We start from the raw sequence: 21878 nt of genomic DNA, 5'->3' as shown, positions 1-21878 counted from the left end.
GCCGTAGGCGGGGCCTGCGGCGGGCTGGTCGGGGGACGAGGGCGGGGTGTTCTCCGGCGGGAGAGGTGTGCTCATCGCGCGAGTATCGCAGAGCGGCGACGGCCTGCCGCGACATCGAGACGTCCCGTCTCAACATGTCCCTCCCCCCTCCCGCGGGATGCCACTCGGGCACGCCGGACACAGCGTGTCGCGGACCGGAGCGGCATCTCGCGGAGAGAGGCGGGACGGTGCGCCTCAGCGCAGCGACTCGAGCACGGCCTCCAGCTCGTCGACGGCGAAGTCGATCTCGGCGGCGGTGACCACGAGCGGCGGAGCCAGGCGGATCGTCGAGCCGTGCGTGTCCTTGGCCAGCACTCCGCGAGCCATCAGGGCCTCGCAGACGGCGCGGCCCGAGGCGAGCCCCGGGTCGATGTCGATGCCGGCCCAGAGTCCGGCGCCGCGGACGGCGACCACTCCCCGGCCGATCAGCGCCTCGAGGCGGGCGTGCAGCTGGGCGCCGCGCTCGCGGGCGAGGGCCTGGTACTCGCCGGTCGCGAGCATCTCGACGACCGCGAGGCCAACGGCGGCGGCGAGCGGGTTGCCGCCGAAGGTGGAGCCGTGCTGGCCCGGCTGCAGGACGCCGAGCACGTCGGCGTCCGCGACCACGGCCGAGACGGGGACGATGCCGCCGCCGAGCGCCTTGCCGAGCAGGTAGACGTCGGGGACGACTCCGACCAGGTCGCAGGCGAAGGTGGCGCCGGTGCGGCCGAGGCCGGACTGGATCTCGTCGGCGATGAAGAGGACGTTGCGGCGAGCGGTGATCTCGCGGACGGCCGGGAGGTAGTCGGCCGGCGGCACGACGATGCCCGCCTCACCCTGGATCGGCTCGATCAGCACGGCGACGGTGTCGTCGTCGATCGCGGCCTCGAGGGCCTCCGCGTCCCCGAACGGGACCGTGCGGAATCCGGGCGTGAACGGGGCGAAGCCGTCGCGCGCCTCCGCGTCGTCGCTGAACGAGATGATCGTGGTGGTGCGGCCGTGGAAGTTGCCCGCCGCGACGATGATGTTCGCCCGGCCCGGAGCGACGCCCTTGACCCGGTAGCCCCAGGCGCGGGCGACCTTGATGCCCGACTCGACCGCCTCCGCGCCCGTGTTCATCGGCAGGACCATGTCCTTGCCCGCGAGTGCGGCGAGCGCCGTGACGAACGGGCCGAGGCGGTCGTTGTGGAACGCGCGGCTGGTGAGGGTGACGCGGCCGAGCTGCTCGCGGGCCGCCTCCAGAAGCACCGGGTGCGAGTGGCCGAAGTTCACGGCGGAGTAGGCGGCGAGGCAGTCGAGGTAGCGGACGCCCTCGACGTCGGTGATCCAAGCGCCCTCGCCGGTGGCCGCGACGACGGGCAGCGGGTGGTAGTTGTGGGCGGCGTGCTCCTCCTCCGCGGCGATGAGGGCGGCGGAGCGGGCGGTGTCGGTGTCGGTGATGCTCATGTCGTTCCTCCTGAGGGGACGATCGACTCTCCAGGAGTCGTCGCACTCGGCGTCGAGTGCGACGGATCGTGGACAGTGGAGGGTGGGTCGGCGCTGCGGGTCGCCGACCACGGGGAGTGGGTCAGCGGCGCAGCTCGAGCGTGCAGCACTTCACGCCGCCGCCGCCGAGCAGCAGCTCGGACAGGTCGACGCCGATCGGGCTGTAGCCGCGCTCGCGCAGCTGGCGCTCGAACCCCGTCGCGCGGGAGGCGATGACGACGTTGAGGCCGTCGGAGAAGGAGTTGAGCCCGAGCACGGACGCGTCCTCCTCCGAGACGAGGATCGCGTCGGGGTAGAGCTCGCGGAGGGTGCGGTTGCCCTGCTCGCTGAACGCGCTCGGAAGGTAGGCGATGTTCGTGTCGTCGAGCACGGCGATCGCGGTGTCGAGGTGGTAGAACGACGGGTTCACGAGCTCGAGCGTGACGACCTCGCGGCCGAAGACGCGGGCGACCTCGGCGTGCGAGTCGGAGGCGGAGCGGAAGCCCGTGCCGGCGAGGATCCGCTCGCCGACGAGGAGGAAGTCGCCCTCGCCCTCGTTGATCTCCTCGGGGACGCGGACGTCGAAGCCGGCCGAGCGGAACCAGTCCATGTACGCCGGGCCCTCGGGCTGGCGCTCGGGGTAGGTGAAGGAGGCGCCGTAGGCGATGCCGTCGATCACGAATCCGCCGTTGGCCGCGTAGACCATGTCCGGCAGTCCGGTCTCGGGCTCGATCAGCTCGATCGTGAAGCCGAGATCGGCGTAGGTGTCGTAGAGGGTCTGCCACTGCCGGACGGCGAGGGAGGTGTCGGTGGGGACCTGCGGGTCCATCCACGGATTGATGCGGTAGACGACGGTGAAGTGCTCGGGACGGCACATCAGAATCGTCTTCGCGACGGGAGTTCGGGCGGGTGCCTCGGCGAGCACGGCGGTATCGGTCATTCGAGTCCTCCTGCGAAAGGATGCGGATGAGCGGACCGGGTCCAGTGGCTCCGTGCCCCGCGCATGACGCAGCGGGATGGAGCACGCTCGCGCCCAGTCTTGCACGCGCCGATCGTGCGGTTCTCGCCGTGGGGCGCACGGAACGCGCGTGAACGGTGGGTGCGGCGCGGAAAACCGCCGCGGTTCTCGCGCGGGGCGCTGTGTTGCCGCCGCGACTCCTCTTCCTCGCCCTGAGGCAGGGGCTTTCGGAGAGACGACGCTGCGCCTCTCGACGAGAAGGCCTTATCCCTCTCTCTTGTCATCGCGCTGATGACATCTGTGGAATCCACCGAATTCTGCCCTGAATGGGGGACTTAGGGCAGCGATAAGCGGCATGGGACGATCCCTCCGGCCCGACAGTCGTCGGCCTTCTCGCTCCGACGAATCCGGATGCCCTCCTCCATGCGAACGAAGACCCTCAGCGTCTCCCTTTTCCTCGCCCTGCTCCTCTCCCTCTTCGTCGCGACCCCGGCCCAGGCCGCAGGATCGCCGGCTGCGCCGACGAACGTCGTCGCGTCTGACAACAGCTGCACGGACGCCGTCTCCATCTCGTGGACGGCACCCGCGCAGAAGGTCGCCGGCTATCGCGTGCACATCTACACGATTTACACGACGCGATATGGGGACACCGACTCGTATACGACAGCCCTGACGGAAGTGTCGAACGCAACATCGGTCTCTTTCGACTTACCTCGCGATGTGAATGGCTATACCATCGAAGTTGCGAGTGTGACTGATTTCAACGCCTCGTTCTCCGGCGGCGAGTACGGCCAGAAACTAGTCGCATCATCGACCCAGAGCATCCCGACTAGCACCGGTCTCTACCATTACTGGAACGTCCCTGCGCCGGCCGAGCTCTCGGTGGCCTACGACGAATCCACAGCACTGGCTTCCGCCCGGTGGAGGCGGCCGTCGATCAACGGGGAAGCGTGCTCCTTCGAGGAGTACCACGCCACGCTCGACGATATTGCGAGTTACGACGATGACTGGGGCAACGGCAGCGGCTACGACGTCGAGTACTCCCTGACCACAACCTCGCAGAATCTCGATGTGGCCGCTGGCCATCGCTACGAATACTGCATCTGGGCTGCGTCCTGGTACTTCAGGTCGGAAAGTGCCGACTATGCCGACTACCTCGACTCTCCAAAGAGCTGTGTCTCCTTCGGCACCGGCACCACCCGTCCGGCTGCTCCTGAATTCGCATACGCGGAGCCCAGCGGCACGTCGATGACCGTTTCATGGGAGGCGCCCTACGCCGACGGCGGCACCGACATCACGGGCTACAGGGTCAGCCGCAACGGCACCGACGCGTCCGGCAGCGGCCCTTGGTCGACCGTCGTCGCCGCCGACCGCCGCTCGCAGACGTTCACGAACCTGCGCCCGAACACCTCCTACACCTTCACCGTTCAGGCGATCAACGGGGTCGGCACCAGCGAAGCGGCAACGGTCACCCGCACCGCCGACGCCTACTTCGCCCCCTCCGTCCCCACGCGCGTCGCCGGCACCACGAACGACAGCGTGCGATCCGCGACGATCTCGTGGGCGCCTCCGGAGTCGGCCGGCAACCCGGCGATCACCGGCTACCGCGTCTCGCGCAACGGCGTCGACAACGCGGGCGCCGGTCCGTGGTCGACGACGGTCGCCGCCACCGCCCGCTCCTTCACGTTCACGCACCTGGCGGCGGGCGCCACCTACACGATGAGCGTCAGCGCGATCAACGCCGGAGGCGACAGCGGGGCGGCATCGACCGTCGTGCGCATCGGTGGCACCGCCCTCACCGCCGCGACTCCGACCGTCACCGGCACCGCCGCGGTCGGCTCGACGCTCACGGCGAGCGCCGGCACCTGGGGCCCCTCCCCCGTGGCCCTCGCGTACCAGTGGCGCGCGAACGGCACCGCGATCAGCGGGGCGACCGGCACCACGTACCGTCCGGTCGCGGCTGACGCGGGCAGGGTGATCACCGTCGCCGTCACGGGCTCGAAGTCGGGCTACGTCTCGACCACGCGGGTCTCCTCCGGGACCGCTGCCGTGACCGGCGGCGCGATCACCGCCGCGACGCCGACCATCGGCGGCACCGCGAAGGTCGGGTCGACCCTCACCGCGAAGCCCGGCACCTGGGGCCCCTCCCCCGTCGCCCTCGCCTACCAGTGGAAGGCGAACGGCACCGCTCTGAGCGGGGCGACGTCCGCGACGTACACGCCGACCGGCGCCACTCTCGGGAAGACGATCACCGTGACGGTCACGGGGTCGAAGTCCGGATTCACCGCCGTGACGAAGACCTCCGCGAAGACGAGCGCCGTGGTGGCGGGCACCCTCTCCGCCGCGACCCCGACGATCACCGGCACCGCGAAGGTCGGCTCCACCCTGACCGCCAAGCCGGGCACGTGGGGTCCCTCGCCGGTGGCCCTCACCTACCAGTGGAAGGCGAACGGCACCGCGATCTCCGGGGCGACCTCCGCCACCTACAAGCCGACCAGCGCCACGGTGGGGAAGAAGATCACGGTGACCGTCACCGGCAAGAAGGCCGACTACACGACGGCGACGCGCACCTCCGCCGCCACCGCAGCGGTCGTCAAGTAGGGGATCCGACCCGGGTCGCCGGGGAAGCGTGCTCGCGCGGACTCCTCCGGCGGCCCCGGGGATCCACCACCATCGTCCCCCGGACGGGGGCCCATCCCGCCGACACCCGCCCTCGCCCGGAGGCGGGCGGCGGCTAGCATTCAGACACCGTGTCCGCCGCGGCCTCCCGCGGATCCTGCCGAAAGGCCCGCCGTGCCCGCACGCTCCCTCGCCGCGATCGGCGTCTCCGCTCTCCTGCTGGCCGGCCTCGCGGCCGGTCCGGCCGTCGCCGCCCCCGATCTCCCGGGCGCGAGCGCCGCGCAGGAGGCGGCCGCCGAGGTCGTCCTCTCGGGCACCATCGCGCTCCGCGACGCCGATGAGGAGCACCCCGCCCCCGAGAACCCGTATTTCTACGTCCAGGTCGAGGACGCCGAGGGTGACGTGGTCGCCCAGGCGAACACGGGCGCCGACTTCTCCCTCCCCGTTCCCGGCGGCGAGCCCCTCACCGTCCGCGCGAACCTGATCGGCAGCGACGACTGGTACCCGACCTGGTTCGGCGACACCCCGGTCGCCGAGGCCGCGAGGACGACCCGGGGGACCGACGAGTCCGTCGCCATCTCCCTCCTGCGCACCGCCGAGCTGTCCGGATCGGTCACCGCCGACGCGGTCCCGGGCGTCTCCTCCCCCTCCTTCGACGTGCAGGCCTGGTGGGTCGACGGAGGGACGTACTCGCTGCTCGACACCGTCCCCGTCACCGGAGCCCCCGGCGCCGCCCGTGCGTGGGACACGGGCGACCTCGCCCTGCCCGCCGGCGACTACCTCCTGCGCCTCGTGGAGCCGGGGTACCCCGCCTACGACGACCAGTACTTCTCGCGCCTGGCCCGCCTCGACGAGCGCGCGGTCGTCTCCGTGCCGCCGGGCGGCCGCAGCGGCATCGACTTCTTCCCGTCGGCCTACTCCTCCGACGTCGCCCGCCTCGCCGGGACCGACCGGTACGCGACCGCCGTCGCGGTGACCGCCTCCGGATTCGCCGACGGCGCCCCCGTCGTCTACCTCGCCAGCGGAGCGAACTGGCCGGACGCGCTCAGCGCCGGCCCCGCCGCCGCGAAGCAGGGCGGCGCCCTCCTGCTCACCGACCCGAGCGTCCTGCCCGCCGTGGTGGCGGACGAGCTGCGCCGCCTCGCCCCGCAGCGGATCGTCGTGGTCGGCAGCGCCCTCTCCGTGAGCGACTCGGTGCTCCAGCAGGTGAGGGCCCTCGGGATCCCGACCGAGCGCATCGAGGGCGTCGACCGCTACGACACCTCGCGCCGGATCGTCGAGGACGCCTTCCCGGACGGCAGCTACGAGAACGTCTTCGTCGCGACCGGCACCAACTTCCCGGACGCCCTCTCGGTGGCGCCGATCGCCGGCCGCCGCGCCGAGCCCGTCCTCCTCGTCGACGGCGCCCGCTCGCGCCTCGACCAGCCGACCCGCGACACCCTCGCCGGACTCGACCCCTCCTCCGTGCAGCTGCTCGGCGGTGCGCCGTCGATCTCGACCGCCGTCGAGGCCGACCTCCGCGCCGCGAAGATCGCCGACACCGTGTCGCGCATCGCCGGGACGGACCGCCACGACACCAGCCGACGCCTCAACGACGTCTTCCCGCCGTCCGAGCTGGGCGACACCGTCTACCTCGCGACCGCCACCGGCTTCGCCGACGCGCTGGCCGTGGGCCCGGTCGCCGCGAAGCAGGGCGCCCCGCTCTACCTCAGCGAGCCGACCTGCCTGCCGCGCAGCACCCGTGTGAAGATGCAGGGCCACGACCTCGATCAGGTGCTGCTCCTCGGCAGCCCCCTGACCCTGTCGGCGCAGGTGCGCTCGCTGTCCGCCTGCTGAGACCCGAGACGCACCGCACGAGCCCTGGAGATCCATGAGCGCCACCGCCGACCGTCCCCTCCTCGTCGGCATCGAGACCGGGGGCACGAAGGTCGTCGCGGCGGTCGCCGACGCCGCTGATCCCGAGCGGATCCTCGCGACGACGACCCTGCCGACCCGCGGGCCCGCCGAGACTCTCGCCGATCTGGCCGGCTTCGTCAGCGGCCACGGAGTCGACGGCACCGTCGCCGCGGTCGGCGTCGCCTCCTTCGGCCCGCTCGACATCGATCCCGGCTCGCCGACCTACGGGCACCTCACCTCCACGCCGAAGCTCGGCTGGGAGGGCACTGACGTCCTCGGCCCGATCGGCGCGGCCGCACCGGGCGCTCGGCTCGCGCTGGTCACCGACGTCAACGGAGCCGCCCTGGGCGAATCCCGCTGGGGCGCCGGAGCCGGAGTCGACGACTTCGTCTACCTGACCGTCGGCACCGGAGTCGGCGGCGGCGTGATCGCGGGCGGACGGCTCCTCGCCGGCAGCGGCTGGCCCGAGGTCGCGCACCTGCTGCCCCGCCGCCACCCCGAGGACGGCTTCGCCGGCACCTGCCCGTTCCACGGCGACTGCCTCGAAGGCCTGGTCGCCGGTCCCGCGATTTCGGCGCGCTGGGGCGTCGACGGCTCCCGCCTCGGCCCCGAGGAGGCGGCCGCGAACCTCCGCTTCAGCTCCTACTACCTCGCGCAGCTCGTCACGACGCTCGCCTACGTCGCGGGCGTGCGGCTCGCGGTCGTCGGCGGAGGCGTGTCGAAGACGCCGGGGCTCGTCCCCGCGGTCGAGGCCGAGGTCGAGCGGCTGATGGGCGCGCCCGGAGCGACGGGGACGGGCGGCGGGCGGATCCGCATCGTGCGCCCGGCCCTCGGCGACGAGTCCGGGGTGCGCGGGGCGATCTCGCTGGCGGAGTCCCTGCTCGGCTGAGCCCTACCCTCGTCCCATGAGCGAGCGACCCGTCGACCCCTCCGCCCCCGACTCCGGTCGCGACGAGACGGTGGAGGAGCGATCCGACCGCAACTGGAACGAGATCCTGCAGGAGCTGCGGGTCGTGCAGACCGGCACGCAGATCCTGGGCGGCTTCCTGCTGACGCTGTGCTTCCAGCAGCGCTTCGCCGACCTCGCGCCGCCCGACGTGGCGCTCTACCTCGTGCTCGTCCTGCTCGCCGCGTGCGTCACGATCCTGGCGCTGGCGCCCGTCATCGCCCACCGGCTGCTGTTCCAGCGGCGGAGGAAGGCCGAGCTGGTGCGGTTCGGCAACCGGGTGGTCACGGTGTGCCTCGCGGCGGGATCGCTGCTGTTCGTCGGAGTCGTGGGCTTCGTGTTCGACGTCGTGCTGGACGGGCCGGCAGGCCTCTGGGCGGGCGGAGGCGTGCTGCTGCTGCTCGCCGTGGTCTGGGCGACCGCGCCGGTCCTCCTGCGGAGGCGCTGAGGGCGGCGGAGTCTCCCCGCCCCTCCCCCGCGAGTCAACGGGGTACCCGGGTCCGCCGCGCTCTTCCTACCGTGGCCGCGAGGCGCGCACCGCGCCGACGCGAGAGGAGCACCATGACCGACCGGACCGAGCAGCCGCAGGAGAACCCGCAGAACCACGACCACGTCGACGACGCGGGCGTCGACAAGCCCTCGCAGGCCGAGGGCGACGACACCGAGGGATCGGCCGGCTGATCGCCGCCTCGATCCCCGTCCTCCCCGCGGTCGACAGCAGCGCGGCCGTCCTCGCCGACGGCTACCTCTTCGGGACGCGGCGCTTCGACGACGTGGGCGCGGACGCGTTCCGCACCCGGATCCTCGGACGCCCCGTGATCATGGCGCGCGGCATCGAGGCGGCGCGCTTCTTCTACGAGGGCGGGCGCTTCGACCGCGAGGGCGCGCTGCCCGGCTCGGTGCTGCACCTCCTGCAGGACGAGGGCAGCGTGCAGACCCTCGAGGACGAGCCGCACCGGCGGCGGAAGCGGATGTTCCTGGATCTGGTGGAGGCGCCCGAGCAGCGGTCGAGGCTGGTCTCGGCCTTCGCGCGGGGTGGCAGGCGTCCGCCGCCCGGCTGACCGGCGAGCGGGTCCGCCTCCAGGACGTCGCCGCGGAGGTCCTGGGCCGCGCGGTCCTGTCGTGGGCCGGCATCGAGGCCGACGAGGAGGAGGTGCTGCGGCGCACGGACGAGCTCCGGGCGATGATCGACAACGCCGGGCGCTTCGGCCCGCCCAACTGGGCCGCACGACTCCGCCGCCGCTCGACCGAGCGGTGGGCGCGCGGCCTGATCGAGGCGAGCCGGACGGCCGGACCCTCCCCGACTCCCCTGCACCGGATCGCGCACGAGAAGGAGGACGGCAGCCTCCTGCCCGTCGAGGTCGCCGCGGTGGAGCTGATCAACTTGCTGCGGCCCACGGTCGCGGTGGGGCGCTTCGTGGTCCTGGCGGCGCTCGCGCTGCACCGGCATCCGGAGTGGCGCGAGCGGCTCGCCGACCAGGAGGAGCGCGTCGCGTTCGCGAACGAGGTGCGGCGCTTCTACCCGTTCTTCCCGATGGTCGGAGGAAGGGCCCGCCGGGAGCTGGACTTCCGCGGCGAGACGCTTCCCGCGGGGCAGTGGATGCTGCTCGACCTCTACGCGACGGACCACGGCTCGCACTGGGAGGCGCCGGGCCGCTTCGATCCGGAGCGGTTCCGGTCGCCGGTCGACCGCAACGGCTTCATCGCCCAGGGCGGCGGGCACTACGGAGGCGACCACCGGTGCCCGGGCGAGCCGGCGACCGTCGACCTGCTGTCCGCGGCGCTGGAGCTCCTGGCCGCGGGGCACCCGTACGACGTCGAGGACGGGCAGGATCTGCGCGTGAGCCTGCAGAGCTTCCCGACCGGGCCGGAGGACGGCTTCGTGGTGAGGTTCCGCTAGGGGCGGGCGGGCTCGGCTGGCGGCCTCTGTCGGCGGCCTCCGCCGGGGCGGTCGTCCTCCACAGGCCGCGGTTCCGCGCGCTCTCCCCGGATCCGCTCGGGCACTCCCCGCCCGCCTCGCCCGACGAGCACGCTCGGGGTATGCAGAAGCCGAGTCAGTCCTCCGGAGCGCCGAGCTCCTCGAGCGCCCGCAGCGCCTCGCGGGCGCGCTCGAGACGATCGGCCTCGGGCTCGTCCCACCATGCCGGTCCGCGCTCGCCCAGCCCGTGCTTGGCGAGCCCGACCCTCCTGCGCGCCAGCGCCTCCGCCTCCGCGTCCTCGTGCAGCCTGGCGGAGCGCACTCCCGAGCGCCCTCGCCCGAGGTGCGAGGTGAGGCCGGCGACCACGTCCTCCGGCAGCGAGGGGTCGGTGCGCCGCCATCGGCGGCCCTTCACCACGAGCCAGCGCTCGTCGTCCTCGTCGCTCACCCCGTCACCGCCGCCTCGGGTTGAGCCGGTCTCCGGTGCTCGTGAGGTCCACCTGCTCCGGCAGCAGGAGCGCCTCGATCCGCCCCGCGGCGGAGACCCGCAGCAGGTCGTCGACGAGGGCGCGCGAGCCGCCGATCAGCGTCGAGTCGAAGTCGACCTCGCTCGCGAGGTACCAGGCCCGGTCCTCCGGCCAGAGCGCGAGCGGAGTCTGCACGACGAGTCCGGAGGCGTCGGCGAAGCCCGCCGCGCGCGCCCACGCGGTGTCCTCGAGCACCCTGACGTCGAGCGAGAGCAGAGGCCCCTCCCGCCCCGGCAGCTCGACCGTCGCCGCGGCGGCGGTCGCGGGGTGCTCCCAGCCGGTCGGCCGAGTGTCGCTCATCCACTCGGGCAGCTCGTCCGAGGCGTCCGAGCGGGAGATCAGGATCCGCGACCCGCCGCTCAGCACGCCGAACCCCTCCCAGAACACGGCCAGGCAGTCGTCGGGGGTGCTCGTGTGCTCCGCGAGCACGGCCGCGACGGCCGCGAGCTCGTCGAGCGGGAGCACTCCGAGGCGGGGCTCCGCGTACTCGTCGGGATGCTCGCCGGTGAGCGAGTACCACTGCGCGAGCGGATGCAGGAGCGTCCCCTCCCGCTCGGCGACCTCGCGCCAGCGCCGGGGCGGGTCGTCGGAGGGGTGCAGGATCCGCACGGCCTCCTCGAACAGCGGAGGGACGATCCCCTCGAAGCGCCCGAACGGGCCGAGAGCAGCCAGCATCGGCTCCGCCCGCGCGGCGTCCCGCTCGGCGCGCAGGGGCGCGTCCCGGGGTGTCGGCTCGACCATCGGCCCAGGCTAGCGCTGGACGGTCGCTCCGCTCAGGGCGGAGAGGGCCCGCTGCGGTCCCGTCTCGCGGGCGAGGCCCTCGGCGAGCGCCGCCAGCCGTTCCCGGGCGGGAGCGTCGAGTGCGAGCATCCGCCGCGCAGCCTCCGCGAGCTCTCCCGCGGAGGCGGCGTTGGGGTCGAGCACGGCGGCGAACCCGGCGTCCTCGAGTGCGGCCGCCCCCGCGAACTGGTCCGTCGAGAACGGCAGGACGACGAGCGGCACGCCCGCGGTCATCGCCTCCGTGACGCTGTTGTTGCCGCCGTGGCTGACCGCGAGTGCGGCCCTGCGCAGGAGCGCGACCTGCGGCAGGAAGCCGCGGACCAGCCAGCCCTCCGGGACCTCGCCCAGGGCCGAGCGCTCGGTCGCGCCGGAGGCGAGAGCCACCCGGACGGGCCTGCCCCCGGCCACGACGCCGGCCAGGGCCTCGACGACCCGGGCGAGCACGTCGTCGCGCACCGAGAGGAAGCTGCCGAAGCTCACGTAGACGACCGGATCCTCGGACGCGGCGAGCCACTCCTCGACCTCCGCGTCGTCCGGCTCCTCGCGGACGGCGGAGCCGAGGAACGCGTGCGGCGGCAGCTGAGCGGTGCGGGCCGGGTCGTGGAGCTCGCCCGGGTAGTTGAGCAGCAGGACGTCGCCGCTCTCGGCGAAGGCGTCGGCGCTGGGCGCCGCTCCGGGGTCCAGGGTGGTGAGGGCGGCGTTCCACTCGGCGGTGAAGGAGTCGCGCACCTGCTCGCAGAGGCTGCGGAGCGCATCGAGGTCGTCCGGCTCCGGCGCGAAGGCGTCCGGCCAGACCGGAGGGAACCCGTAGACCTCGCCGGGCACCGTGAGGGCGCTGGGGTGGCCGAGCACGACGTCGCCGTAGGGCACGCGGAGGGCCTTCAGCGCCACGCGCGCGGTGAAGGCGAGGTGGTCGACCACGATCGCGTCGGGCTGCACCTCGTCGAGGATCACGCGCAGGCGTCCGGCGACGCCGGACGGATCCCAGAGCAGATCGGTGAGCCGCTCCCGCGCCTGGTAGGCGAGGGTCGGGACCATCCCGCGCCGGGTGGCGTCGAAGAAGCCGCGGAGGGACGCGCCCTCGTCGGGCGCCTGCTCCTCCGCGCGGATCGTGCCCGGGTTGGAGCCGCGCCCCAGCCGGAGCGCGATGTGCTCGAATCCGAAGCCGTCGACGATGGAGCGCGTCGCGTCGCCGGTGGCCACGACGACGCGCTCGCCCGCCTCCTGCCACGCCGTGCCGAGGGTCGCCAGCGGCAGCAGGTGCGACGCGTAGTCGGGGCTGATGATCAGCAGGGTCACGAGGCCCCCAGCACGAGCGGCGAGCGGAGGGGACGCTCCTGGTCCGCGGTCGCGTGCGCGTAGACGCCCGAGAGGGCATGAGCCATGGCCTGCACCGTGTAGCGCTCGGCGACCATCGCACGCCCGCGGGCCGCGGCGTGCTCGCCGAGAGGCCCTCCTGCGAGATCCAGTGCGGCGGCGGCGCCGGCGGCGAGTGCCGCGGGGTCGGCGGTGTGGACCAGGAAGCCGGTCTCCCCCTCCTCGACGTAGGTCGCGGGCCCGCCTGTCGCCGGAGCGACGACGACCAGTCCTGCGGAGAGCGCCTCGAGGAGGGCGATGCCGAACTCCTCCTTGACGCTCGCGCAGACGTAGGCGCCTCCCGGAGCCGAGAGCCCCGGTCGGCCGTGCCGGATCGCGCCGAGCCAGCGGGCCACGGTGCCGTTCGGGCGGTGTCCGGCCAGGAGCAGCCCGTCGGACGCGACGGCGCGGATGCGGTCGAGCTGCTCGCGCTCGTCGGGACTCGGGTCGGCGAGGTCGCCGCCGACCAGGAGCAGGTTGGCGCGCTCCCGGAGCGAGGGGTCGGACGCCCAGGCCTCGGCGAGCGCCGCCATCCCCTTCACCCGGTGCAGGCGGCCCACGCTGAGCAGCAGCGGGAGGCCGCGGCGGTGCTCGGGCAGCTCCTCCAGCAGGAGGTCGAGCGAGGCCAGGTCCCCGCCTTCGTCCAGCGCGACCGGCTCACCGGCGGCGGAGGCCCGTGCGGCCGACTCGCCGCGCTCGACCAGGCCGACGTCGATCCCCTCCGGGACGATCGTGTGCCGCTCCGGGTGCGCGGTGATGTCGACGCCGATCAGCTCGCGGATGGTCGCCGCCAGCTCCTCCCGCGGGAACAGGACGGTGTGCGCGGCGTCGGCGGCCAGGCGCTGCACCAGGCGCACGCGGAACCAGAAGTGCTCGGCGGCGTCGCGCTCGCCGAAGTCCGCGCGGGTGAGGGCGCCGGACGCGTCCAGGCCCGCGATCAGGGCGTGCGGGTCCGGAGCGAGGGTGAACACGACGGGGATCTCGAGCTCCCGGGCGACCGCGGCCGCCGCGAGGGATCCGACGTCCGCCATCCGCAGGTGCAGCACGTCGACCCGGCCGGCCGCGCGCAGGATCCGGCGGATGCCGCGCTCGGCGGCGATGCGGCGGCTCCACGCCTGGGGCATCGCGACGGGCGGCCCCACGAACGGGACCGGAGCGAAGCCGTGGCCGGAGTCGGGCAGCTCGCCGAGCGCGCGCTCGGCCTCGGCCGGAGTCCCGCGCGAGAGCGTGAGCACCCGATCGATGCCCTCCTGCTCGACGAGCGAGTCGCCCAGGCGCACCAGCAGGGTCGCGATGCCGCCGTTGTCGCCGGCGCCCACCCGCGTCAGGGTGCCGTCGATGTCGGCGTGGACGAAGAGCTGCGCGACCGTCGGCCCGGCCTCCACGGCCGGTGCGGGGGCGAGGTCGCCGAGGGCGAGCCGGGCGAGGGGCCCGATCGGCGCCGCCTCCTGGGCCAGGCCGGTGAGCAGGAGCTCGGCGTCGTCGGAGCCGCGCTCGCCGAGCGCGTCCGTCGCGGCGGCCCGCGCCTCCAGCCCCTCCGCACGATCGGCGGCCACGTGCAGGAGGGTGCGCTCGGCGATCGTGCCGGGCACGAGGCCCAGGGTCTCGACGAGCCGTGCCCGGGCCGCCGCTTCGCGCTCGCCGAGCAGCGCGCCCTCGAGCGCGACGGCGACGAGGTCGGGGGTCGAGGAGGCCCAGAGCAGGACGGTGCGCTGCGCGAGCATGCCCGAGAAGCCGCCGTCGCGGACCAGGCGCAGCAGCGGTCCGAGCGCGGCGGGGCGGGGCAGGCGCCCGCCGAAGGCCCAGGCGGCGTGCTCGCGGAGGTACGGGCGCTCGTCCTCGAGCAGCATCAGCAGCGCGAGGTCGGCCTCCTCGTCGAAGACCTGCGCGAGCGAGTGCACGGCCGCGATCGCAGTGAGCTGGTCCGAGGGGTCCAGGGCTGCGCGGGTGAGCAGGCGCACCGCGCGGCCACCACCGTCGCTCACCGCGGCGACCGTCAGCTCGTCGGCCATCCGGACGGCCTCGAGCAGAGTGGGAGCGGCGCGCACGGCGTCGAGAGCGGTCTGCGTGGCCATGGTTCACCTGGTCTGTCGGAGCGGAGAGTGCGACGGAGCGCGACTCCCGACCGCTGGAGCGGCCCAGGAGGAGCGGACCGGTACCGAGCATGCCGCGTGGGCGGCTGGGATTTCGCCACTTGCGTCGGATCTCCTCCCGCGGTACGGCCTCCTGTCAAGGGGGTGATGGCCGCAGTTCGTTTGCGCAACGCGCGAGGATCCTCAGCCGCGGGTCCACTCCAGGAGCCGCTCGACCGGCCAGGTGGTCACGATCCGCTCCTCCGGGACGCTGAGCCGCTCCGCCCGCTCGGCTCCGTAGTCGAGCAGGCTCAGCTGGCCCGGAGCGTGCGCGTCGCTGTCGATCGAGAACAGGCAGCCCTCCTCGAGCGCGAGCGCGATCAGCTCGTCCGGCGGGTCCTCGCGCTCGGGGCGGGCATTGATCTCGACCGCGGTGGAGTGGTCGGCGCACGCGCGGAACACGGCCCGGGCGTCGAAGGTCGACGGCGGGCGGGTGCCGCGCTCGCCCGACACCAGCCGCCCCGTGACGTGGCCGAGGACGTCGGTCCGCGGATCCGAGGCCGCCGCGACCAGCCGGGCCGTCATCTCGCGGGAGGGCAGCCGAAGCTTCGAGTGGGCGCTCGCGACGACCACGTCGAGGCGGTCCAGCAGCTCGTCCGTCTGGTCGAGCGCGCCGTCCTCGAGGACGTCGACCTCGATCCCGCTGAGCAGCCGCAGGGTCCCGGTGTCGAGGCCAGCGAGATGGGCGAGCTGCTCCTCCAGCCGCTCCGCGCTGAGACCGTGGGCGACCCGGAGCCGCGGCGAGTGGTCGGTGAGCGCCAGGTACTCGTGGCCGAGCGCGCGGGCCGCGTCCACCATCGCGAGGACGGGCGTCGCCCCGTCGGACCACTCGCTGTGGCTGTGGAGATCGCCGCGCAGCCGTCCCCGCAGAGCGCTCGCGGGCGGAGGAGCCGAGCCGCGCAGCTCCGCGAGGTAGTCGGGCACCCGGCCCGACCGCGCCTGCTCGATCACCGTGAAGGTCGTGTCGCCGATCCCGGAGGCCCGCCGCACGAGGGCGAGGTCGTCCCGCTCGGCGGACGCCATCCCCTCCAGCACCGCGGCCGCCCGGCGGAACGCCTTCGCCCGGTAGCGGGAGGCCCGCTCCCGCTCGAGCAGTGCTGCGATCTCCTCGAGTGCCGCGATCGGGTCCATGCGCCCGGTCTACCACGGCGCCCGCCGCGGCCTCACCCCCTCGACGGCGGCCTCGGCTCCGGCCCCCGGCCTCATCCCGCCTCGGCCCCGCCCCGGTCCCGGCCCGTCGACGCTGGGAACCGGCCGAGCCCCGTTGCCGACCGCAGCGATCGAGATATATCGTGACTCTCGTCCACTCGCGATGTATCGCGTTTCAGAAAGGCACCCCGGTGCAGGAGGAGGAGCTCATGTCCCTCGAGAAATGGCTCGTACAGGCCGGCGAGACGAAGGTCATCGACCTCGACGTCGTCCGCTCGGTCAAGGTCGCCCTCGTCGGCGGCCAGATCGACGTCATCGCCCACGACGAGCCGACCGCTCGCGTGGAGGTCCACAGCGTCGACGGCCGCCCGCTCCAGGTCTCGATGGACGGCGACCGCCTCGAGATCGACCACGTCCAGCTCCGCTGGGACACCATCGTCGACGTCGTGAAGGGCCTCGGCCGCCGCGGCGACCGCGCCGACATCAGCCTCCTCGTCCCCCGCGGCGTCGACCTCAAGTTCGACACCGTCTCGGCCGACGGCCTGGTCTCGGGTCTCCACAGCGACGCCCGCGTCTCGACGGTCGGCGGCGACATCGTCGTCGACGGCCTGCACGGCGACATCGAGGTGAACACCGTCCACGGCGAGCTCTCGGTCCGCAGCCACACCGGCCGTGTCACCGCGCGCACCGTCTCCGGCGACGTCACCGCGACCGGCGAGCTCACCCGCTTCACCGTCGACGGCGTCTCGGGCAGCGTGTTCGTCGACGCCGAGGGCACCCCCGACCGGATCCAGGCCAACACCGTCAGCGGCGACCTCACGATCCGCGTCGACGAGGGCCTCGGCGCCCGCTACCGCATCAACACCGTCTCGGGCACGCTCCAGCTCGACGGCTCCGTCGTCAAGGGCACCTTCGGCCGGGGCTTCACCTCGACCACGGGCTCGCTCGACTCGAAGTGGGTCGACGTCGCCGCCAACTCCGTCTCGGGAGACGTGGTCGTCGTCCGCCGGTCCGTCGCCGCGTCCTCCGCCTCGGTGGGCGAGGGCTGGGGCTCCCCCGGCACCGGCCCGGCCGACGACCGCCGCCCGATGGACGGGAGCTCGCTGTGAGCCCCGTCTTCGCGCACGGCCGCCTGCGCCTCTACCTGCTCAACCTCCTCGCCGAATCGCCGCGCCACGGCTACGAGCTGATCCAGGCGCTCAGCGAGCGCTTCGGCGGCACCTACGCGCCCAGCGCCGGCACCGTCTACCCGCGCCTCGCGAAGCTGGAGGAGGAGGGACTCGTCACGAAGGAGGCCGACGGCCGCAAGACCGTCTACTCCATCACCGACGCCGGCCGCGCCGAGCTCGCGAACCGCGCGACCGACCTGGGCGACATCGAGGAGGAGCTCACCGATTCCGTCCGCCGGCTCGCCGACGAGGTCCGCCTCGGCGTCGCGGAGGCGATGAAGAGCCTCCGCGCCGACCTGGCCAGCGCCGCGCGCGACTCGCGGGAGCCCGGACGCCGACCGGAGCACTCTGCCGAGGAGCCGCGCCCGCAGGACACGTCCGGCACCCCCTCCGAGCAGCCCGCGCCGGAGCAGGCCGCACCGGCCTCGCCCGACGCGCGCACCGCCTCGCGGATCGCCCTGCGCGACGCCGAGGTGCTGCTCACCGAGTTCCGCGACGAGCTGCGCGCGGAGCTGCGCACCGCCGCCTCCTCGGGATCGGTGACGACCGCGAGCGTCGACGCCCTGCGCGCCGCGCTCGACGAGGCCCGCGCCTCGGTCCGCTCCACCCTGGACTGAGCCCGGACACCGTACCGCCGAGAGGGCGGGGATCCCGCCCGGGGTCCCCGCCCTCCCGGCGCTACTGCCGCCCGACCGCCAGCGCCTCCTCCTCCACGTCGAGGAACGCCAGAGCGCTCACCACCGCCGGCTCCTGGTACCGCCCCTCGGAGCGCGCGCGGAGCACCGCCTCCCGCTCGGCCGCGATCATCACGCGCCGGAGCCGGTTGTAGGCCTGCGGGAGCGGCTCCACGCCCTCGCCCTCCGGAGGGTTCTCCAGGGCGTCGGCGAGGAACGTCGCGTTCCGCCGCAGCCGGTCGAGAACGCGGTCCTCCACTCCGTCCTGCGGCTCCGCGTCGAGCCGGGCGAGCCCGGCGGCCTGCGCCTCGGCGAGCAGCATCTGCTTCTCGACGTGCTCCTGCATCTCGTTCGGGGCCGGCAGCTTCAGGGCGCGGACGAGCCGCGGGAGCGCGAGCCCCTCGACGAGCGTCCCCGCCACCACGATGAAGGCGAGGAACTGCAGGAACGCGCGCTGCGGCGTCTCCGCGGGCAGGAGGAACGCGGCGGCGAGGGTGACCACGCCGCGGATGCCCGCGAACGACACCCCGATCGCGGTCGGCCAGGTCCACCCGCGCTGCTGCAGCCGGCGCGGACCGTGCCGGAACAGCAGCGTCGTCATGCACATCCAGGCCACGCGGCTCCCGACCAGCGCCGCGAGCACGGCCGCGCCGATGCCGACCGTCTGCCAGACCCCGATGCCCGAGTCGGCCGTCGCCTCCACCACCGACGACAGGCTCAGCCCGATGAAGAGGAACACCGCGTTCTCGAGCAGGAACTGGATCGTCCGCCAGTTGAGCGACTCCGCGATCCGCGCCTGCGCGGACTGGATGACCGGCGCCCGGTAGCCCAGGTAGAGCCCCGCGACCACGACCGCCAGCACCCCGGAACCGTGCAGCAGCTGCGCCGGGATGAACGCGACGTAGGGCGTCACCAGCGAGAGGCTCGTGTCCAGGACGGACGACTGCACCTGCTTGCGCACGAACCCGAGCAGCACGGCGATGCCGATCCCGACCCCGCCGCCCACCGCCACGGCCAGCACGAAGTCGAGCGCGATGCGCCCGGGAGTGACCGTGCTGACGATCGCCAGGAGTGAGGCGTTCAGCGCCACCAGTGCGGTCGCGTCGTTGAGGAGGCTCTCGCCCTCGAGCACCGTGAGCATGCGCCGCGGCAGGCGGAGCCGCCCCGCGATCGCCGTGACCGCCACCGCGTCCGTGGGCGCCACGATCGCGCCGAACGCGAGGGCCGCGGCGACCGTGATCGCCGGGACGACCATCCAGGCCACCGCGCCGACCACCGCGACCGTGAAGACGACGAGCCCGACCGACAGCAGGAGGATGCTGTCGCCGCGAGCGCGGACGTCGAGGACGGAGGTGCGGATCGCCGCCGCGTAGAGCAGCGGCGGCAGGATCCCGAACAGCACCACGTCCGGCTCGACCACCACCTCCGGGATCCCGGGGACGAAGGAGGCGAGGGCTCCGACGGCGACGAGCGCCACGGGAGCGGACCAGTTCACCCGCCCCGACAGCCCGGTGACCAGGACGGTCACCACCACGAACGAGACGATCCAGACGATCGCGACGACGGGCTCCTCCATCGCGCTGCTCCTCTCGGGCGCGGTGCGCCTCCGCGCACGATCATGGCACTGCGGAGGCGCTCGCGCGGCGCGGGACGGGACGGCCGGGTCGATCGGACCGCCCGGAGTGAGGATTGCCTTAATAAGGTGACCCTAAGTAAGGTGAGGCGACCCTTACCGATCCTCCGAGAGGACCACGCCGTGCATCCACGACGACCCCGCATCCACCGTGCCGCCATCGCGCTGCTCGCCACCGTCTCCCTGGCGGGCGGCGCCCTCGCGCTCGCTCCGTCCGCGTCCGCCGCCGCCTCGCCCGGGACCGTCACCGACGCCTCCTTCACCTGGGGTCTCAGCGGCGAGGCCGGCGGCGGCGCGTTCTTCGGCGGCTGCAACTTCCTCAGCGCGGGGACCGCCGGCGACACCGGCAGCTCCCGCCTCTGGACCGAGGCCGACGGCTTCTACGCCCAGGAGGCGGGCAACGTCTCGATCGTGAAGCCCGACGCCTCCGGCGCACTGGTGCCGACCAGCTGGGGCACCAAGTGCCAGACCGCCGCGGGCACCCCCGTCAACCCGGCCTCCACCGCCTCCCTCACCCGGAACGCGGTCCTCGTCGACGGCGGCACCGGCACGGTCGCCGCGGACGGCTCGACGCGCATCGAGTGGGACGGCTCCTTCACCGTCGCGTTCTACGGCGGGCTCACCTACTGGACCGCCACCGATCCGGTGCTGAGCGTGGACGGAGCGGGCAACGGGACGCTGACCGCGACCGCGAGCGGCTACGGCACCGACATGGCCGACCAGACGAAGTGGGTCCCGGTCGCCCCGCAGCAGGTCGTCCTCGCCGACATCCGCGGAGCCGCGGCCGACGACGACTCCCTCACGGCCGCTCCGGACTACCTCGGCGTCGCGGTCACCACGGCGGGGACCGCGCAGTCGCGCACCGGAGCGTCGTGGGGCTCGTTCCCGCAGAGCTTCATCGACTTCCAGGCGAAGACCGGCCAGAGCAGCTACTGGTACAGCTCCGGCGGCTCGCGCGACGCGGCCAAGCCCGCCTCGCCGCTCTCGGTCGCGTACACGCTGACGGGCGCCACGACTCCGGAGCCGACCACGCCGCCGACCACGCCGCCGACCACCCCGCCGACCGAGCCAGGCGAGCAGGACATCACCGTCCAGGTCCCGGCCGTCACCGCTCCCCCGGCCACCGGGAGCTTCGGCTGGGCGTTCGAGAGCACCGACGCCGTCAGCCTCGGCACGGCGGTGCAGGCAGGATCGACGTTCGTCGCGAACGGCGCGCTCAACACCATCGCCGTGACCGACACCCGCTCGGGCGGCTCGACTCCGTACGGCTGGAGCATCGCCGGGTCGGTCAGCGGCTTCACCTCCGCCGCCGGCGGCTTCGACGCCGGCTACCTCGGCTGGACGCCGAGCGTCGCCGGTGCGGGACCGGCGGTCGCGGCCGGCGCCGCTGTCGGCTCGACCCTCGAGAACGGGGCGGGACTCGCCGAGCCCGCGACGCTCGCCTCCAGCACCGCCGCGGCGAGCGCCTCCGTCGATGCGGCCGTGAAGCTCGTCATCCCCACCACGACGCCCGCGGGCGACTACGCGGCGACGCTCACCGTCACCGCGCTCGGCTGACCGGCCGGGCGACCCCTCGGGGCGGCGCCGCACTCCTCCGGGAGGCGGCGCCGCCCTCTCGTCACTCCACTTCCTGCACCGAGACGGACCCCATGCACCGCTCCCCCCTCGCACTCACCGCCCTCCTCGTCGGAGTCGTGCTCGCTGCCGCGCCCGCCGCCGACGCGTCGACCGTCTCCGCCGCGCCCGCCGCCGCGACCGGCCCGGCCTGGAGCATCGGCCCGACCGCCGACGACTCCGGCGCCGTCCGCGCGAACTTCGACTACGCGCTCGATGCCGGAGCCGTCGTCGAGGACTCGATCTCGGTCCGCAACGACGGCGCCGCCGAGCTCGTCCTCGACCTCTACTCCGCCGACGCGTTCACCACCCGCGAAGGCGGGATCGACGTGCTCACCGCGGGAACCGCCTCCGAGGACTCCGGCACCTGGATCTCCCTCGACTCCGCGTCGCTGTCGCTCGCCCCGGGCCAGGAGGCCGCCGTCCCCTTCACCGTGACCGTTCCGGCCGACGCCCTCCCCGGGGACCACCCCGCGGGGATCGTCACGTCCCTCCGCGTCGACGACCCGGACGCCCAGGTCCAGGTCGACCGCCGTCTGGGCACGCGCCTGCAGCTGCGCGTGGCGGGCGATCTCGTCCCGACGGTCGAGCTGTCGGAGCCGCGGGTGGCGTTCTCGGGCAGCTGGAACCCCCTCGCGGTCGGCTTCGTCACGGTCGACTACTCCGTCGCGAACACGGGCAACACCCGCATCACCGGGCAGACCTCCACGAGCGTCTCCGGTCCGTTCGGAGTCGCCGCGGCGAGCGCGCAGCGGCAGCTCCCGGAGGTTCTCCCGGGCTCGGAGATCGACGTGCAGGAGCGCCTCGACGGCGTCGGTGCGCTGCTCCGGCTCTCGGGCGCCGTGAGCCTGCAGCCCAGCAGCGTGGGCTTCGGTGCCGCGGCGATGGAGGCGGTCACGGCCGAGTTCGGCCTGGCCGCCGTCCCGGTCGCCGCCCTCCTCATCCTGCTGGGGGCCGCTGCGCTCGTCGCACTCGCCGTGGCCCTCGGGCGGCGCCGGGCGCGCGCCTCCTCCCGGGGATAGCCG

18 protein-coding genes are annotated in these 21878 nt (G+C 73.8%); 10 read left to right on the top strand and 8 right to left on the bottom strand.

Annotation, left to right across the window (positions count from 1 at the left end):
* Positions 1 to 234 precede the first annotated feature (234 nt).
* Together rocD and ddaH are read right to left on the bottom strand one after the other, a co-directional pair.
* Positions 235 to 1464, bottom strand: coding sequence for an ornithine--oxo-acid transaminase (gene rocD / locus C5C59_RS11495; RefSeq protein ID WP_181028797.1), 1230 nt, complete (start codon positions 1462 to 1464; stop codon positions 235 to 237).
* Positions 1465 to 1585: 121 nt separating this feature from the next.
* Positions 1586 to 2422 carry a dimethylargininase gene (gene ddaH, locus C5C59_RS11490; protein ID WP_104239526.1) on the bottom strand — a complete coding sequence of 279 codons (837 nt, stop codon included), beginning with the start codon at positions 2420 to 2422 and terminating at the stop codon, positions 1586 to 1588.
* Between the two features lie 768 nt (positions 2423 to 3190).
* On the opposite strand from ddaH, the gene C5C59_RS11485 reads away from it, so the two are divergent.
* The 6 genes from C5C59_RS11485 to C5C59_RS11460 all read left to right on the top strand — a co-directional run bounded on the left by C5C59_RS11485 (position 3191) and on the right by C5C59_RS11460 (position 9801).
* Positions 3191 to 5041, top strand: coding sequence for a fibronectin type III domain-containing protein (locus tag C5C59_RS11485; protein ID WP_181134889.1), 1851 nt, complete (start codon positions 3191 to 3193; stop codon positions 5039 to 5041).
* Positions 5042 to 5233: 192 nt separating this feature from the next.
* Entirely contained in the window at positions 5234 to 6895 is a 1662-nt protein-coding gene (locus C5C59_RS11480; protein ID WP_104239528.1) for a cell wall-binding repeat-containing protein, read from the top strand.
* A gap of 34 nt (positions 6896 to 6929) precedes the next feature.
* Positions 6930 to 7844, top strand: coding sequence for an ROK family protein (locus C5C59_RS11475; RefSeq protein ID WP_104239529.1), 915 nt, complete (start codon positions 6930 to 6932; stop codon positions 7842 to 7844).
* 16 nt (positions 7845 to 7860) lie between these two features.
* Complete coding sequence (locus C5C59_RS11470; protein WP_104239530.1) at positions 7861 to 8349, top strand: DUF6328 family protein; 489 nt, start codon at positions 7861 to 7863, stop codon at positions 8347 to 8349.
* A gap of 325 nt (positions 8350 to 8674) precedes the next feature.
* A complete protein-coding gene (locus C5C59_RS11465; RefSeq protein ID WP_104239531.1) occupies positions 8675 to 8962 on the top strand; it encodes a hypothetical protein in 288 nt (95 codons plus the stop codon).
* A gap of 92 nt (positions 8963 to 9054) precedes the next feature.
* Entirely contained in the window at positions 9055 to 9801 is a 747-nt protein-coding gene (locus tag C5C59_RS11460; RefSeq protein WP_104239532.1) for a cytochrome P450, read from the top strand.
* A 154-nt stretch (positions 9802 to 9955) separates the two neighbouring features.
* On the opposite strand, the gene C5C59_RS11455 is transcribed toward C5C59_RS11460, so the two are convergent.
* From C5C59_RS11455 to C5C59_RS11435, 5 genes are all read right to left on the bottom strand, one after another.
* On the bottom strand, positions 9956 to 10267 hold the full coding sequence (locus C5C59_RS11455) for a biopolymer transporter Tol (RefSeq protein ID WP_104239533.1): 312 nt from the start codon (positions 10265 to 10267) through the stop codon (positions 9956 to 9958).
* A 4-nt stretch (positions 10268 to 10271) separates the two neighbouring features.
* Positions 10272 to 11087, bottom strand: a complete 816-nt coding sequence (locus C5C59_RS11450; protein ID WP_104239534.1) for a hypothetical protein — start codon at positions 11085 to 11087, stop codon at positions 10272 to 10274.
* A gap of 9 nt (positions 11088 to 11096) precedes the next feature.
* Positions 11097 to 12425, bottom strand: coding sequence for a glycosyltransferase (locus tag C5C59_RS11445; RefSeq protein ID WP_104251275.1), 1329 nt, complete (start codon positions 12423 to 12425; stop codon positions 11097 to 11099).
* A complete protein-coding gene (locus C5C59_RS11440; RefSeq protein ID WP_104239547.1) occupies positions 12422 to 14557 on the bottom strand; it encodes a glycosyltransferase in 2136 nt (711 codons plus the stop codon). The genes C5C59_RS11445 and C5C59_RS11440 overlap by 4 nt, the downstream gene beginning before the upstream one ends.
* Positions 14558 to 14758: 201 nt before the next feature.
* Entirely contained in the window at positions 14759 to 15745 is a 987-nt protein-coding gene (locus tag C5C59_RS11435; RefSeq protein WP_104239546.1) for a PHP domain-containing protein, read from the bottom strand.
* A 227-nt stretch (positions 15746 to 15972) separates the two neighbouring features.
* On the opposite strand from C5C59_RS11435, the gene C5C59_RS11430 reads away from it, so the two are divergent.
* Positions 15973 to 16872, top strand: coding sequence for a hypothetical protein (locus tag C5C59_RS11430; RefSeq protein ID WP_258062737.1), 900 nt, complete (start codon positions 15973 to 15975; stop codon positions 16870 to 16872).
* Positions 16869 to 17549, top strand: coding sequence for a PadR family transcriptional regulator (locus C5C59_RS11425; protein ID WP_104239545.1), 681 nt, complete (start codon positions 16869 to 16871; stop codon positions 17547 to 17549). The genes C5C59_RS11430 and C5C59_RS11425 overlap by 4 nt, the downstream gene beginning before the upstream one ends.
* A gap of 61 nt (positions 17550 to 17610) precedes the next feature.
* Here the strand turns inward: C5C59_RS11425 and C5C59_RS11420 are convergent, their stop codons facing one another.
* Positions 17611 to 19182: a sodium:proton antiporter gene (locus C5C59_RS11420; protein ID WP_104223748.1), complete on the bottom strand. Its 1572-nt coding sequence runs from the start codon at positions 19180 to 19182 to the stop codon at positions 17611 to 17613.
* Positions 19183 to 19362: 180 nt separating this feature from the next.
* Here C5C59_RS11420 and C5C59_RS11415 point away from each other — a divergent pair, with 180 nt between their 5' ends.
* Together C5C59_RS11415 and C5C59_RS11410 are read left to right on the top strand one after the other, a co-directional pair.
* The gene (locus tag C5C59_RS11415; protein WP_104239544.1) at positions 19363 to 20796 is read left to right on the top strand and encodes a hypothetical protein; all 1434 of its coding nucleotides are present in this window, start codon (positions 19363 to 19365) and stop codon (positions 20794 to 20796) included.
* Between the two features lie 92 nt (positions 20797 to 20888).
* Positions 20889 to 21875 (top strand): hypothetical protein, encoded by a 987-nt coding sequence (locus C5C59_RS11410; protein WP_104239543.1) that lies wholly within the window; start codon positions 20889 to 20891, stop codon positions 21873 to 21875.
* Positions 21876 to 21878 lie beyond the last annotated feature (3 nt).

Origin of the sequence: Rathayibacter sp. AY1F4 (assembly GCF_002931775.1) — a bacterium.
Taxonomy (GTDB): domain Bacteria; phylum Actinomycetota; class Actinomycetes; order Actinomycetales; family Microbacteriaceae; genus Rathayibacter.
This window is presented reverse-complemented; position numbering and strand designations above follow the sequence as displayed.